At 64.1% G+C, this 15,247-nt stretch carries 5 protein-coding genes; 2 read left to right on the top strand and 3 right to left on the bottom strand.

Annotated elements, in window-relative coordinates; translation table 11 throughout:
- The first annotated feature begins 193 nt into the window (after nt 1-193).
- On the top strand, nt 194-646 hold the full coding sequence (locus tag ACFYL6_RS15715; RefSeq protein WP_387171642.1) for a PH domain-containing protein: 453 nt from the start codon (nt 194-196) through the stop codon (nt 644-646).
- Between the two features lie 1,369 nt (nt 647-2,015).
- Nucleotides 2,016-2,567 (top strand): RICIN domain-containing protein, encoded by a 552-nt coding sequence (locus ACFYL6_RS15710; RefSeq protein ID WP_387171640.1) that lies wholly within the window; start codon nt 2,016-2,018, stop codon nt 2,565-2,567.
- 864 nt (nt 2,568-3,431) lie between these two features.
- On the opposite strand, the gene ACFYL6_RS15705 is transcribed toward ACFYL6_RS15710, so the two are convergent.
- The 3 genes from ACFYL6_RS15705 to ACFYL6_RS15695 all read right to left on the bottom strand — a co-directional run bounded on the left by ACFYL6_RS15705 (nt 3,432) and on the right by ACFYL6_RS15695 (nt 14,870).
- On the bottom strand, nt 3,432-3,602 hold the full coding sequence (locus ACFYL6_RS15705; RefSeq protein ID WP_387171638.1) for a hypothetical protein: 171 nt from the start codon (nt 3,600-3,602) through the stop codon (nt 3,432-3,434).
- 283 nt (nt 3,603-3,885) lie between these two features.
- On the bottom strand, nt 3,886-4,251 hold the full coding sequence (locus ACFYL6_RS15700; protein ID WP_387171636.1) for a hypothetical protein: 366 nt from the start codon (nt 4,249-4,251) through the stop codon (nt 3,886-3,888).
- Between the two features lie 14 nt (nt 4,252-4,265).
- The gene (locus tag ACFYL6_RS15695) at nt 4,266-14,870 is read right to left on the bottom strand and encodes a LamG-like jellyroll fold domain-containing protein (RefSeq protein ID WP_387171634.1); all 10,605 of its coding nucleotides are present in this window, start codon (nt 14,868-14,870) and stop codon (nt 4,266-4,268) included.
- Between the last annotated feature and the right edge of the window lie 377 nt (nt 14,871-15,247).

Here is a 15,247-nt window from a genome sequence, read left to right as displayed (position 1 = left end):
CTGGTCCACTGAGCGACCGCACGGGACCCTCATTTCGTCACACTGCGTTACGCGCCATCCAAGCCACGCGCTTTGTCTGCGGCAGATCCGTGCGCCCGATCTTGACGGCAGTCCGTTGATCCGACGGCTTAACGCCGCAGTCGGACTGGACTACGCCGTTGGCCGGACAGGCCCCTCCGTAGCATGTTCGGCCATGCACCGCATCGTCATCAGGCCACGCATCCAGATTCCGGCCCTAGTCGTGATCTTCGCGGTGTGGACCCTGCTGGGCGTCACGTACTTCACCTCCGGGCACGTACTGGCCGAGCGCGACTGGTTCGGCATCGTGCTCGGATGCCTACTCGTCACGAGCGGCCTGGCCGGCATCTGGCGGGCTCTTCGACTCGGCGTGGTTATCGGCGGAGAGGGTGTCCGTGTCCGCGGCTTCGACAGCCGTGACCAGGTCACACCGTGGAGCGCGATCCAGTCGGTCGACTGCAGGCAAATCGGCGTACGGGGAGGCTTGCCGCTCTACGCTCCCGTCCTCCGTCTCGGTGACGACGCCGACGCTATGCCTCTCTCAGCGCTCGGCTCGTACTCACGGCAGGACGCCGAGCGCAAGGTCGAACAGCTGCGGAGCCTCAAAGCCAGCGCCGCGCGTTCCTGACCGAGACGCAGAGGCGGGCACCCGACCAGCGGCATGAGCGAGCACCTGATCGAGTGCGCGTTCGCGCGGTCCCTCGATGCGAGCCTGGCGTGCCTGAGAAGTTGTTCGACCACTCAGGCCTGCCGGTGCCCGGAAGGCAACCACAGCGTGAGCCGGGATGTACTCAACGGCGCCGCCGGCCAACTGGCGGGAACTGCTGACCGCCGGCGCCGAGCACCCCACCGCCGTACGCGCTCCGAGTGCCCGGCGGTCAGTCGACCCACTCACGGCCACTTCTCGGCGAACTCACATCGGTGCAACAGCGACCGCGACGCCCTCTCGTCTCCATGAGCGGACGCCGCCCTACCCCATCCGCTGGGAGCGCCAGCGCTGACGCCTTCGGGTTCGCCGAAGTGGTCTTCAGCCGGAAGGGCCTGGTCAGGGCGCTCCCCGTGGGATCGGTGTCTCCAATGACGGATCTGCGGCGGACTCCAGCAAGGTCACCTGCAACGCTCCACATCGATCTGCAACACGCCTTCAGACGTGGCCTCAAGCGAACCGAGACGTCGGCCGGCACCAGCCATCCCACGCCTGACCACTTCAACCTCCTCTGGGTGTTCATGCCGGACCGATCGTCCGCATCGTCGCAGGTCAACGCCCGCCGCCCTGTCCAGCATCGGTGAGCACTTCGGGCGAGTTGACCACTTCGCCAACCTGCACCCAATCTGCTCCCAACTGCAAGGCCGGGCCATCTGGCAGCTCCTTACCGCCTTGACCTGCGCATCTCCCCTGCCAGCAGATATTGAGCGCTGTCGCCTGCTGCGCAAAGTCGCGGAGCACTCCGCGGTGAAACAGGACGCCGCACCGACTCTGACCTGCGATAACGTGGAGCCGCAGGCAGGGATGGGTGCAGTTGAGCGCCGTTCGATGCCGTCGGACACAGTTCAAAGCCGTTCAGGGCACCCCGCTGCTCCCAACCTGCCCCCCCAATCCGGCTCGCACCGGCTCGCCGACCGCCGACCGCTCGTAAGCTGCCGGCCAGTGCTTTGGCTGGCACCAGCGCTGGCCCTCACAGCCGCATCGGTTGATCGGGAAGTACGCTCACGATCGCCGCGCATTGTCAGCGGCAGATGAGTTTGTTGAAGCGACCGAGATGGCCAGACGTTGTGGCGGATCAGGCGAACCGCCATCGGCCGGGATGCTCCATTTCAAGGATGCGGTGCCGGTGGCCTGTTGGGGGCGTTGACTCGCTCGGGGGAGGCCATGCCGTTCGTCCAGCCCCGAGCCGTGTCGTCTGCGATCACGCCAGCGGCGTTGCACCACTATCCGGGGCGCAAATCGAGATCATCATTGCGTCGTCAGTCCGACATCATCGCCCACCCTGACGGACATGGCGTATCTTCCTCCCATGCCGATGCCACGGATCAAGGTGGAGCTCAAGCTGCCGTTTCTGACGATCGGCGTTGATGATGTGCGGACCGTGTTCAAGGGTAGACGCAGGGAGGCCGGCCCCTTTGTCATCTTCGCCCGCTCTTGCGGCAAGGGCCTCGACACCGCATACGCCGCAGAGCCCAACCACGGCGTCATCGTTTGGGCGGCGCACGGACAGCCCCAGCAACTGTGGACCGTGCAGCCAAGCGGCGTCCAAGGTGAAGTGCTCATCCTTTCCGCGTCGAACGGGTTGGCCTTGGACGCCACCGATCAGCGAAGCGAGGATCCTCATCCTGAGATGCGTGAGCCCAATGGCTCGCCTTCACAGCGGTGGCGGTTGAGTGGGACACCGGACGGCGTGGGCTATCGGATTCAATCTGCGAGTAGTCATCTCTTCCTCGCCTTGAACGAGAGCGCCGAAAATGGCTGGCAACCATGGTTCGAGCCGCGCAGGGGAGATATGTCTCAACAATGGATATTTGCCCTTCCTTACGGTGTAAAAGAAGGTTGACCCTAAACTCCAAGGAGTGTCTCGGCGTGTCAACATTGACATGATTACGTGCACTCAACTCGGCATGAGCGGACACCCCCGACTGACGACCGCGAGCGCCGCGGCTGACATCTTCGGGCACGCCGAAGAGGTCTTCAGCCTGAAGGGCCTGGTCAGGGCACTGCACCTGGGATCGGTGTCTCGAAAGACGGAACCGCGGCGGACTCCAGCAAGCTCACCCGCAACGTTCCACATCGATATGCAGCACGTCTGCAGACGTGGCCTTAGGCGAACCGAGACGGCGGCCGGCGCCAGCCATCCCGAGAGCAGAAACACCTGACCACTTCGACCTCTACTGGGAGGTCACGCGGCACCGCTCCACCGCATCACCACAGGTCAAGCCCCTCGTCCCTGTCCGGCATCGGTGAGCACTTCGGGCGCGGAGACCTCTTCGCCAACCGGTACCCAGCCTGCCCCCAGACGCAAGGTCAGGCCAACCAACAGCTCCTTACCGCCTTGACCTGCACACACTCCCTCACGAGGCGACATAGAGCCATGTCGACCGTTGTGCAGAACCGCGGAGCGCTCCGCGGTGAAACAGGACGCTGCAGCGACTCTGACCTGCGGGTAGGTGGAGCCGCAGGCAGGGGTGGGTGCAGTTGAGGGACGTTCGATTCCGTTTGGCGCAGTTCAACGCCGTTCAGGGCACCGTGTTGCTCCCAATCTGCTCCCCGATCCACGATTCGCACCGGCCGGTCGAAGCCGCGATGGTCTCGGCCCGCGCCGCGTGAACTCGGTTGGTGTTGTGCGCCAGGCCGTATCGCCTGTTTTGCGTGAGCCTGAGCGGGGGCGACACCGCGCTCCAGCGGTTCAGTGCCGCGCAGATCACACCGCCCGCTGTCCCCACAGCGCTCGGATAGCCGTCGCGTGGGTCGACCGCGCCGGGAACGGCTTGTCCCAGTCAATCTCCCCGCCAGCCTGCTCGACCGCGTCCAGCACCTGCTCGTAGGTCCGCAGTTCGAGGTCGTCCTCCGCGGCCTGGGGCCAGACCAGCAAGGCGGTCGGCCTCCTTCCGTCGAGGACGACACGCGCCACGATTGCGGCGGTCTGGCAGGCGAGTCGCTACGCGGTCGTTGACGGAGAGTGCCTGCCTGGACCAGTACAACCTCGTCTCCTGGTCGCACCGTGCGCTCGCCCCTGGGATTCATGAGCCATGAGTCGACTACGCCGCGCCCGTAGCGCTGTTCGAGGTTCTCGCGTCCGGCGGCAGCCTTCGGTGGGACCGGGGTCGCGTCGTTGATGCAATCCCGACCCACAAGCGAAACGCGGGGTTGAGACATCAGAGCCCGAAGTCGGCAGGTTCTTCGGCCGCCTTTCGTCGATAGGCATCCAGAACCAAGGCGCTCTCGTTGATCAGCGCATCAAAGGCCTCTTCCTTGCGTTCGTCGTAGCTGGACTCACCATAACTCCTAACTAATTCGGCAAGCAGGTCCGCAACCTCGACGAGGTCGAGGTACCGAAAACCGTCAATCGCGCGTTCGAACTCATCCGGTTCGATGACCTCCACAGCAAAGCCGAAGCCACCGCCCATAATTGCATTGAAGACACGATGGACATGGGCAAGCTTAGCCACCCCGAGCGGCGCGTCGGCCGGCACCACGCCTTCAACTCCATAGTCGACTGCCAGGTTGTATACGCTGTCCATCGCTCTCATGGCTCCTACACATCCCCCACTAGACCCGATTTCCCATGCGTCCTGAGTGTGTTATTTACGTACAATCCAAAGTCCCATTGCTGATTAAAAGGCATATCCGCAAGCATGTCTCGGATCGGCTTTCCGCCTGTCCAGTTAAAGGTTTTCGCGTAGTACCCATTCTTGGCGAAGTTTATGCTTTGATCCTGAAGGAAAATATTATCAGGGTTATTGATCCACTCCTGCGGGAAGTTGGATCTTCCTGGCCCCTGCTTCCCCTGACTCTGCTCAACGACGTGCTCCCAGTTTAATTTAGGCCCGCCTGGCGTCGCATAATCTCTGGCCGGCCCGTGCACCTGCAACCAGCCACCAGCTTTGTCATAGCTGGGATACCCGTTAGCAGAGTCCGGCGTCCATGAATTCGCGCCACGGCCGACCGGGCACGACTCGCCACCGGAGACGCCGAGTTTGATTAAGCCCGGGTCATTATTGTGAACCAGGACCGGCTGATTCCCGGCGATCACATAGTACGTGTGGGTGTTGTCGACGGTGAGGTCGCGCATGGTCTTGCTGCCGTCGACGTTGGTGACCTGGACGACGGTGACGGTGTGTCCTGGTCCGCCGCCGCCCATACCGGCGCCGGTGCTGTCGCCCTCGAGCCGCTTGTCGTCGTGGACGAGCAGTCGGTGTCCCGGCGTCAACTGCGCGGCGTCTACCCATCGCCGGTCCGTCGCGTCCCAAAATGGGTGATGCTCGGTCGTCTTCAGCACCGACGTGGTGCCGGTCTCGCCGTCGCGGACGGTGACGTCGGTCAGGTCTTCATCGACGTTGACGTGCAGGTAGGTGACCTTCTGGGACATGCTTTCGCCGGTGGTGGGATCCGTGGTGGTCACCTCGTCGCCGAGTTCGACATCCTCGATCGGTTTGGTGTTCCCGTTCGCCATCAACACCCGCGTTGCCGGGTCGAAGCTGTGTCGCGAACACCCCGGCCCTGACGAGGAACTCTCCTTGGAACGAGACCGCGGCGCGGAAGACGGCGACCCACCCGTACCTGCGGCGCGGCTGGAGACCCCAGGCATCCGGCCGCCAGACCCGCCGCGAAGCTTGGTGCCAAGACCGCCGGTCAGTCGGCTTGCCCCGGCCGACCAGGCGCCATCGAGACCGCCCTCGATCATATTGCTGGCCAGCCCGCTCCAGGAGAAGTCTTCATCTCCCTGGGCAACATCAGTCATGTAACCCGCACCGGCCGACATCGCGCCCGCGACCGCGCCGGCCAGGATCAAGCACCCCACACCGGTGGCGCACAGTGCCCCGACCGCCACCGCCGCGGCCAGGCCGACTGCCGCCGAGGCGAAGAACTTCCACGGATCCTGTTTGATGGCGTCGACCGTGGATTGCACACTCGCCGCGGCTGACTTGACCGCCTTTTTCGCGGTCGCCTTCACACATTTTCCGACCCCACCGGAGAGACATTTGTTGGCCGAGTGGTAGGCGTCCTTGACGGTGTTGATCTTTTTCTTCGCCCAGCGGACGGTGGATTCCTTGACGACGTTGTAGGCCTTCTTCGCCTTGCTGACGGCCTTCTTCGCCACACTGGCGACCTTCTTCGTCGCCGTCTTGACGTAGTTGTAGGCCTTGCTTGCGGTCTTGACCGCCGCCTTGTACGTCGCGACCGGGTTGCTCACGACCTTCACCGCGGCCTTGAAGAAGCTCTTGATGCCCCAGTGCCCGGTCGGGTCGGTGGTGGTGAGGGGGTTGGCATCGCCGTACTGGAAGCGGTTGGCGGTGACCGAATCCGGCACGGGATTGTTGGCAACCGTGTCGCGGGAGTCGAACTGCGCGGTGTCTGGGTTGTACCAGCGGGCGAGCATGTTCACCCGCCCGGTCGTCGAGTCGGTCCACTCGGATTGGTAGCCGAGGCTGCCTGCCATTCCGGATGTCGCGGTGACTGTGCCGAGAGGGTTGTAGGTGGTGGACGCCGACAGAGTGGCGCCGGTGGCAGAGAGCAGTCCGACGAGGTCCGTGTGCTGGTCGGTCCAGGCGTACAGGGAGCTCGCGCCGGCGCCGGACCCGACGCCGATCAGGGCGTCCTCGGGGCCCCGTGTGTAGGTGGCGGTGTTGTCCTGGGCCAGGGTGTTGCCCAAGCCCGAGTACTTGAACCCGGGTCGGACCACCCGACCCAACGCGTCGTAGAGGTAGGTGCTGGTGACACCACCGGTGCCCTGCTGGGACAGCACCTCGCCGAACGCGTTCGACGTCGTGGCGTAGTTGACCGTGCCCACGGTCGTCTGGCGCAGGGTGCCCCGAGCGGTGTATGCGTACGAGCCGACTCCAGTTTGGGCGGTCAACTGGTTGCGGGCGTCGTAGGTGAACACCTTCGCGCCGGCCTGGGTCCGGTTGCCGGAGTCGTCGTAGGTGTAGCTGGTGGTGGCGGAGCCGCTGGTCCAGGTCGCCAACCGGTCGGCGAGGTCGTAGGTGTAGGTGTTAGATCCGGCTCCGGTGAATCCGGTGGTGACCTTCGACGTCTCGTTGCCGTTGTTGTCGTAGCCGTAGGTGATCGACCCGAGGGTCTGCGCGCCGCTGGATGTCTTGACGGTGTCGGTCTTCAACCGGTGCAGGGCGTCATAGGTGAGCGTGCGGACGTTGTTGTTCGTGCCATAGGTGACGGAGGCTGGCAGCGACAGGTTGTTGTAACCGACGGTCAGGTTGATCCCGGTCGTGGGGTTGGTCGCGGTCTTGAATCGGCCGGCCGTGTCGTAGGTGTAACTGGTCGTGCCGGCGGCATCGCTGCGCGATGCCATGCGGCCGTCTCTGGTGTAGGAGAACGAGGCGTTGTCGTTCGGTCCGCTGATGGTGAGCGGGAGACCGCGGTCATCGTAGGACAGCGTGTTCGTACCGGACGGCACGGACAGGGAGGTGAGCCGGCCCGCATCGTCGTAGTCGAACGTCCGATCGGCCGTGGCCAACTCGGCGCCCGCGCCGGAGATCTGCTTGATCCGGCCCAGCTCGTCATAGGTGTTGGAGACGGTGACCCCGCCTGGCATTGTCTGCTTCTTGGGGCGGCCCACCGCGTCGTAGCTGGTGGTGAAGGTGCGGTCTGCGGGGTTGGGGTAGGCCGTCGTGGACGGTTCGATCTGCGATTCCGGCAGTCCCCACGAGTTGTATGTCGTCCAGAACGGGTTGCCTCGGCCGTCGGTGAAGCGCGTGCGGTTGCCCGCCAGGTCGTATGCGAACGAGGTGCCGATCGACTTGGTGGCGGTGACTGGCTGGACTTCGCCGGTGACGCGGCCGAGGGCGTCGTAGCTGAATGTGGTGGTGGTGTTTCGGGCGTCCTTGACCGATGTGACGTTGCCGTTGTTGTCGTAGCCCATCGACTGGGTGGTGAGCACGGCATTGGAGGCGTCGAGGTTCTGGGTCTGCACCGGACGGCCGGCGCCGTCGTACGAGAGTGTCTGCTTGGTGTTGTCCGCCAGGATCGTCTTGACGGCACGTCCCAGGCCGTCGTATTCGGTGGTGGTGAGGTTGCCGGCGCCGTCTTTGACCGTCAGCGGTTCCCCGACCCAGTTGTACGTCGACGACGTGACGACTCCGTCGGGGGAGGTCACCTTCTGCAGCCAGGGACCTGCGGCGGGTGTCGTGCCGTACGCGCCTGAGCCGTAGTCGTAGGTGGTGGTGTTCGTTGTCGGGGTGGGCTGTCGGACCACCTGGCTTGACGTGAGTTTTCGGCCCAGGAAGTCGTACGTCGCTGTCGTCTTGGCGCCGGTTGGGTCGACGGACTCGATCGGGTCGCCGACCTTGTTGTAGGCCGCGGTCGACACCTTCCCACGCGGATCGGTCACCCTCACCGTGTTGCCGAGTGAGTCATATCCGTAGGTCGTGGTCTTGCCGAGCGGGTCGGTGGTTGACGCGACCTGGCTGAGCTTGTCGTAGACAGTGATGGTTTTCGCGTCGGTGATCGGCGTGCCGCCGGGTGGGGTGTAGTCGGGCAAGCGCGTTTCTACCGGGCGGCCTGCGGCGTCGTATCGGGTAGTGACGGTGTTGGTCAGCGGGTCTTGGGATTCCGTTGCCTCGCCGAAGGTGTTGTAGCCGCTTCGTGACACTGGCACCGCGGGTACCGGTCCGGCCCCTGCGAACGTCTCCGTCGGCACCGATGGCGCGACGACCTTGGCCAGTTGCCCGGCGCTGTCGTACTCGTAGCTCGTCAGGTTGCCCATCGGGTCGGTCATCGCGGTGGTCAGACCGCGCTTGTCGACCGTGTACCTGGTGGTCAGCTGCTGGCCGGTGACCGTCGTGTCGGCGCTACGGCCGTTGCCTGCGCCATACAGCGTTGAGGCCTCCGACGCCGACAACGCGCGTTGGAAGATCTGCACGTTGTCCATGGACCCGTTGACGTAGTCGCCCTCGCGGGCGCCGATCATGACTCCACCGACACCCAGTGGCGTGATCGCGTTGAATGGCGTGGGGTTGGTGCCCGTGCCTCCTTGGGTGCCGTTGACGTACAGCGTCATGGCCTTGGTACCCGAGTCGAAGACGCCGACCAGGTGCACCCAGGTGTTGGTAGTGAGCGAGGCTGCGGAGCTGGCTGAGTAGTAGGCCGACGGTGACGCCGAATCGCTGCTGGGCGAGATGAACGCCCACTTGTTCAGGCCCTTGCTGTACTGAAGGAAGAAGGCTCCATGATTTGATCCACCTTCGCCCACGAACGTCTGGTAGGTAGTGAAGTTGTTTAGCTTCACCCAGGCGGAGACCGAGTATGACTGCGTGGTGTTGAGGACGGGCTGCTGCGTCTGGTACAGCGCCGTCCCGTTGAAGACGGCGGCGCCGCCCGAACGCGCGATGGCGCCGTTCCAGGAAGCCAGGGTTTGTTGGGATGGCGATGAGTCGTACGCCTCCCACGCCGGTCCGGGCTCCTCCATCTTCCACCAGCCCGACGGTCCGGAACTGTGGTTGACGCTGACACTCTTCGAGGTCACGTTCCCCATCGGGTCGTATGTGTTGTCGATGGTCTGAAGGGGTGTCTCGAGCTGACCGACGGAGTTCCGGGTGCTGGTCGGATGGTCGTCCGCGTCGTACTGGTAGCTGGTCACGCGGTGTAGATCGAAGGGCTGGAGAACCGATTTGCGCAGCCGGTTCGCCTCGTCGTATTCGAATGTCGACCAGTTCGCCCCGTTGTCTGACCGGCGCGAGGTCGGATTCCCGACCGCGTCGTACTTGTTCTCCTCCTGAACGAAGATCTTCACGCCGTCGGTCCGGGTGACCTTGGTGACGTTGTCGTTCAGGTCGTACTCGTAACTGGTGACCCAGTTCATCGCGTCGGTGTCCGAGGCGACGTTGCCGTTGGCGTAGTACGCCTTCGACGACACGCGGGTGGCGGTGCCGTCCTGGCCTGTGACCGTCGTGGTGAGCTGTTGGCCAGCGGCGTCGTAGATCTCCTCCACGATTCGCAGCCGATCGCCGGCGGGGCAGGGAGCCGATGGGCTCGGGTTGCTGTCGCAGATGACTGTCTTGGTGTTGTTGCCGTACGGGTCGTACTCGAACAAGGTGACCGTGCCGACCGCGTCGACGGTTTTCACCACTTGGCCATAGCTGTTGTAGAAGCTGCTGGCGTCCCGGTACGCGTCTCCGCCGGTCGTGTCTTCGACCTTGCGGTAGGTCACGTTGCCGTCGGCGTCATATGAGGTGGTCGTCTTCGCGGTGTGCGTGGCACCGGTGACCTGGTTGAGCACCGGTGGGTCGACCTGCTCGACGACCTGGCCATCCGAGTCGTAGAGGAAGGTGGTGGTCAGGTCGCCGGTCGGAGCACCGGCCTTGGCGGTCTTGGTGACCGTGCGTCCAAGCCCGTCATAGCTGAACTCGGTGGCCAGGCCGGCGGCGTCGGTCACTCGTACCACGTCGCCGGCTGCGTTGTACTCAGTGCTCTGTTGGGCGTTGCCCGGAGATTTCGTGGTCAGCGGCAGCCCGGCCGGAGTCGTACCACCGCCCACGGCGGTCGTCGTCGCGGTCGTGTACGTCATGGTCGTGGTGCGCCCATTCGGATACCCGGCGATGGGCGGCGTGGTCATGCTCAGTCGGTTGCCGGACGTGTCGTAGGCGAACTTCGTCAGATACTTGTTGTCCGTCTCGGACTGCGACCTGGCGTCGCGAATCTCGATTAGCTGATCGTTGCGCGGGTCCGGGGTCAGGTTCACCGTCGTCGCGTCGGGCCAGTACTTGTAGTAGGTGGTGTCGCAGTATTCCTGATCGCGGCACACCGTGGATCGGATGGTGTTGCCTCGGACGTCCCGGCCGGTCACCGACTTCATACCGAGCGGGTCGTACACCACCGACTCGTACCCGCCGATGTCGTAGCCGAACGACGTGGTCTGGCCCAAGACGTCGGTCGAGGCGACCATCCGGCCGCCGTTGAGCAGGTCGAAAAGCTGCTTCGATGTCTTTTGGGTGGGGTCGGTGATCGTGACGCTCGACACCGGCGTCAGCGTCGGCGTCGTTCCGACAGCCAGGCTGCTCTTCGACGCCTTGAAGTGGGAGTCAACCTCGAACGGCGACAAAGCGCGGTTGTAGTAGGCGACCTCGGCGATGTTGCCCTTGAAGTAGCTCACATCACCCGACGATCCGGGCCATGACCGGGTGGTGCCGGCACCGATGTAGGAGTGTGCGGCGTTGGTGGCGAGCATCGCGGCGGTTCCGCCCACGATGGTGTTGTCGAGGTAGAGCAGCTGGAGGGTGTTCGACGCTGACAGGACGACGTGGTGCCACTGCCCGTCGTTGACCTTCTTTGCCGAGGTTACCGGTGCCGCGCTGCCCGTCCAGAAACCCCCGCGGAGGTAGCCGTCGGCGCCGACGTACAGCGCAGGCGTCCAGCTAGCGGCGATCGATGCGCCTAACTGTGCAAACTGGTAGGAGTAGAGCACTCCGCTGGCGGCGTGGTTCGCCGGAACCTTGAACCACATCTCGACCGTGGTCGCCTCGGTTGCCGGATAGTCGGTGCCCGGGTAGGCCTGATTGTTGGGGTTGTAGGGCTTCACGAAGGAGGAGGTGCCGTTGAAGACGGCGCCGTAGGTATCCGGGAACGGGCTGGTGGTGTTTGGTTGGGTGGTGTCGAACGTGACGTTGTTGTATCGGGCCTCGTTACTGTGAACGACGTTGACGGCGTCGACCGGCGCTTGGACATCGCCCAGGCGCCAGTAGTCGGTTGGCTGAGAGCCCAGCACTGAGGAGACGTAAACCTGGCTGGACCCGTACGCCGTCGGTGCACCGATCTTCCACACGCCGCGGTTCTCGTCCGTCACCGTGCTGGTGCGGCCGCTGACCGTGTCGTAGGAGACCTCAGCCTGCACGCGGCCGGCCTCGCTCGTCACCTTGGTCAGCTGCGCGGTGCCGGTCCTGCCCGATGAATGCATCGCAACGACCATCGGCAGGGTCAGGGTCTTGTTGAAGAAGGCGACATCGGCGACCGAGCCGTTGAAGTAGGTGGCTGTTGCGGTCGTGTTCGGCTGGTTGGGCCAGGCTCCACCGAGGAATCCGGCGCCCACGTAGCTCTTTGTCGCATCGAGCTCACTGAGCTTGATGGTGCCGGTCAGCGTGGCGACCTGCGCACCGTCCAGGTAGAGCTGCTGATTGCCGCCGTTGCCGGCCAGCGCGACGTGATGCCACTGACCATCGGTCACGGTGTTCGGCGACGACATGGCCGCACCATCGGTCCCCGTCGGGAACGCGCCATGCAGCTTGCCGTCCGATCCGACGTACAGGGCCGGGTTGAATCTGCCCGTTGTGGTCGCGCCGGGGGCGACCGTGTCCCGTTGGTAGCTGAACAGGACGCCCGTGGGCGTGCTGGTCCGGAACCACATGCTGATCGACTGGTATGACGTCTCGGCGACGGGCTTCGAAGGGAGTGCGACAAGCGAGGTCGTGCCGTTGAACGCCGCAGAAGTTGACGTCGAGTTGGCCAGCGGCCCCGGGCCTCCCAGGGTGACATTGCTGTACGTCGCGTTGTCAGTGCCGTCGTTGGACAGCACGGAGCTGGCCGCTGCCGCCGTACCGGCCGCCTCGTTCAGCCGCCAGAACGAGTACGGGCTCGTGTTCAGCACTGTGGTGGCGTGCTGGGAGACGCGGCTGTATTCATAGGTGGCGCAGCTGGTGGTCGTTCCCGGCGGGCAGACCTTCGTCAACAGGTCGTTGTCGTACGTGTAATTCCAGGTGAGTGCCGTGCTCGCGGCGCCCGCCACCGCGGGATCGGTGGTGACGGACGAGACGTGCGGGTGTACCGAGTTCGGCGGTGTGGACCAGGCGATGGACAGCGTCCGGTTCGACGTCGATTTCATCTGATCGACGCGGCCGTTCGCGTCGTAGCGGAACGTCACCGCTCTCCCGGACGAGTCGGTGACCTTGGTGATGGCGTAGACGCCACTGCCGGTGGACCGCGTGAACTCGTACGCAGTGGCATCCTTGTCGGTGAGTGAATACCCACCCGTGATGGATTTGAAGACCGAGAAGCGGCCCGCCGGTGCCATGAAGGTGCCGTCGTTGTTGCGGCCGAAGGCGACCTCCTGCCCGTTCGGGTACCGCACATTCACGGTTTGCAGGACACCGGTGCCGTCGAGGATGTCTCGGGCCCGCATGTCCAGGACAGAAGACCAGCCGCTGGCGAAGGCACCATCGACCCTGGTGTCGAGGCTGTTGTAGTCACGAGTGATGGACAGGGCCGGGCCGGCGACGGCTACCTGGGCGTCCGTATCTGACGAGGTGTAGTTACCGACGTTCGCCTCGTAACCCTTTCCACCGTTTTGCGCTAACGTCGATGTCACCATGGGTTGCGGCACTTGAGTGGTGAGGGCCGATTTGGTCGTCGGCGTAGGATTTTTTGACGAGAAGTCATCGACCTCGACCGCGTAGGTGTAGGTCTTTCCCCAAGCGAGTACGCCTGCGGGCACCTTCCATACGCCGGGCACCCACCCGGATGAGGTGACCTGCGTACCCTGGTCGTTGTAGACGAGGAAGTTGAAGCGCAAACCCTTGTTGGGCCAATTGTCCGGGTCGTGGCCGCCGGCCGCCAGCTCCGGAGTTAGCGTACCGACCACGTAGTTGTTCGAGGGGTACTGCGAATCGACCTGCGGCGGCACGTTGTCGCTGTAAGTGATGTCAATGAAGGGGTCACACCGGATACTGCCTCGCGTTGGATGCGCACACATCACATTCGCATCTACGGAAGTGAACCGTTTCCATGCGGCCGTGTCCGTCTCCGACGCGGTCAGCGCCAAGCCGAAGTTTCCACTACCGGTCACCCATTCGTTGACGCCCGCCGTGTCGAGAGGAACCGCGACCCACGTACCGACATTGCGGGGCGGCGGATAGGTAGAGTTGTTGCAGGCAGCCGTGCTGCTCGGTGAGGCGCTACCGAGCGGATCAGAATAGGCGGGGAAGGTGTCATACTTCACCGAGGACGACCAGTTGGCGGTGACTCTGCGGACGTCGAACTGTCGAGCCACGCAAGGGCCGCCCACCCCCTGGTAGGACATGAAAACGTTAAGGGTGGCGGCGCTGAGCCTTTTCCCGGCGTACGATGTGCCGAAGGTAGGGAACGGCAGAAGGGCCTTGGCCCTGCCGGGAACGCCGTTGTCCGATCCGAACGTTCCGACCGCGACGTTATTCTCTGCTTTCCGATCCGACTCAGACACTCCCGATTGGACGTACGTGTCGCCGCTTGTCGTCGCGATCGTCGGATCCAAGACCACTGGAAATTTCCGAACCGGATCCTGCAACCAGGCGGCGTCGACTGACATCTTGAGAATAGGAATTTCGCCGGCGGTGTCGATTGAATAGCGGATGTCGTGCGACATCGCACCCGCACCCGATACGCCAACTGCCGCGTCTTCCATGTAGCCCACCGGCATTGTGGCGACAACGGCGCTGTCGTCATCGATGAACTCAACCGCTCCTGCCTCGCCCACCCGAGCCGTCAACCCCTTGAGGCGCAGCGGGAACTCGTATGACGTCGGCACGTCCGCCGACCGGAAGACCAGGGTTTCCTTGACCCCGTCGGCCATGGCGGCCAGTTCCAGGTCCACATTCTGGTAGACGCCGGCATACCGGGCGATCTCCCGATCCAATGCGGGCAGACTGATCGAGGCACCGGATAGCGAATAGGCCAATTCGCGGCGAGCGTCGAATGTGAGCCGAACAAGGTCATCCGCGGCGGTCGACTCCGTCGACTCCGCGACCGGCCCGCCGGATCGGCTTGTCGAGCCGACGTCGGATCGCGTCAGCCCGTCGGCAAAACTCAGTCCGAACGAGTTCGCGGTCACCTGGGGACGCCCCTGCGGACCCAGCTTCAGAGAGCTGTCGATTGCCCGCCAGGACCCATCCGTGGCCTTGAAGTTGACCGAGTGCTCGTGGACCCAGCGCGTGTACGAGCCGTCGGCGTTCCGGAAGAGATCCCCGTTCCGCGACGCCCCAGAGGGAACCGCCTTACTGGCCGATACGCTGAAACCATCCCCCGCTTTAGGTGTAGTGACCTTCTTCGCATCCGGCCGGTGCGGCTGATAGCGCTTCAGCTCACTCTTCGCCCGGTCCTCTTCGTCACCGAAGTCGTTCACATACTTGGCGGGCACATAATGTCCGCGCTCAGGGGACACTCCGCGCTTCTGTTCGGGGGTGGGCGGATCAGCGAAGGCCCACGACGGGCGAGTGGACAACAAGTCCCACAGCCACGACAGGGAGCCCCCCGAACGGCTGGGGGGAACCGCACCTGCTGGCACCGCCACGGATAGCACGAGCGCCAACGTCACGAGGACGGCCAATCTCCGGGTGAAGCCGCCCACCCGGCGTCTCGGCCGAACACACTCGCCCACCGCACCAACCGATGCCGGCCAACCACGCATGACAGTTCTCCCCCGTCGAAACAGACTGCGCGGAAGCTTGCTGTACATAAGCTGAGAACACAAGAACAACAGCGCTCACGCAGCACGGCATCCCATTCCACCAGCGATGATCACCACAGGTGATCTCATCT

Source organism: Micromonospora sp. NPDC007208 (genome assembly GCF_042869175.1).
GTDB classification, from domain to species: domain Bacteria; phylum Actinomycetota; class Actinomycetes; order Mycobacteriales; family Micromonosporaceae; genus Micromonospora; species Micromonospora foliorum.
Note: the sequence above shows the minus strand (reverse complement) of the source record. Positions and strands in the feature narration are given on the sequence as shown.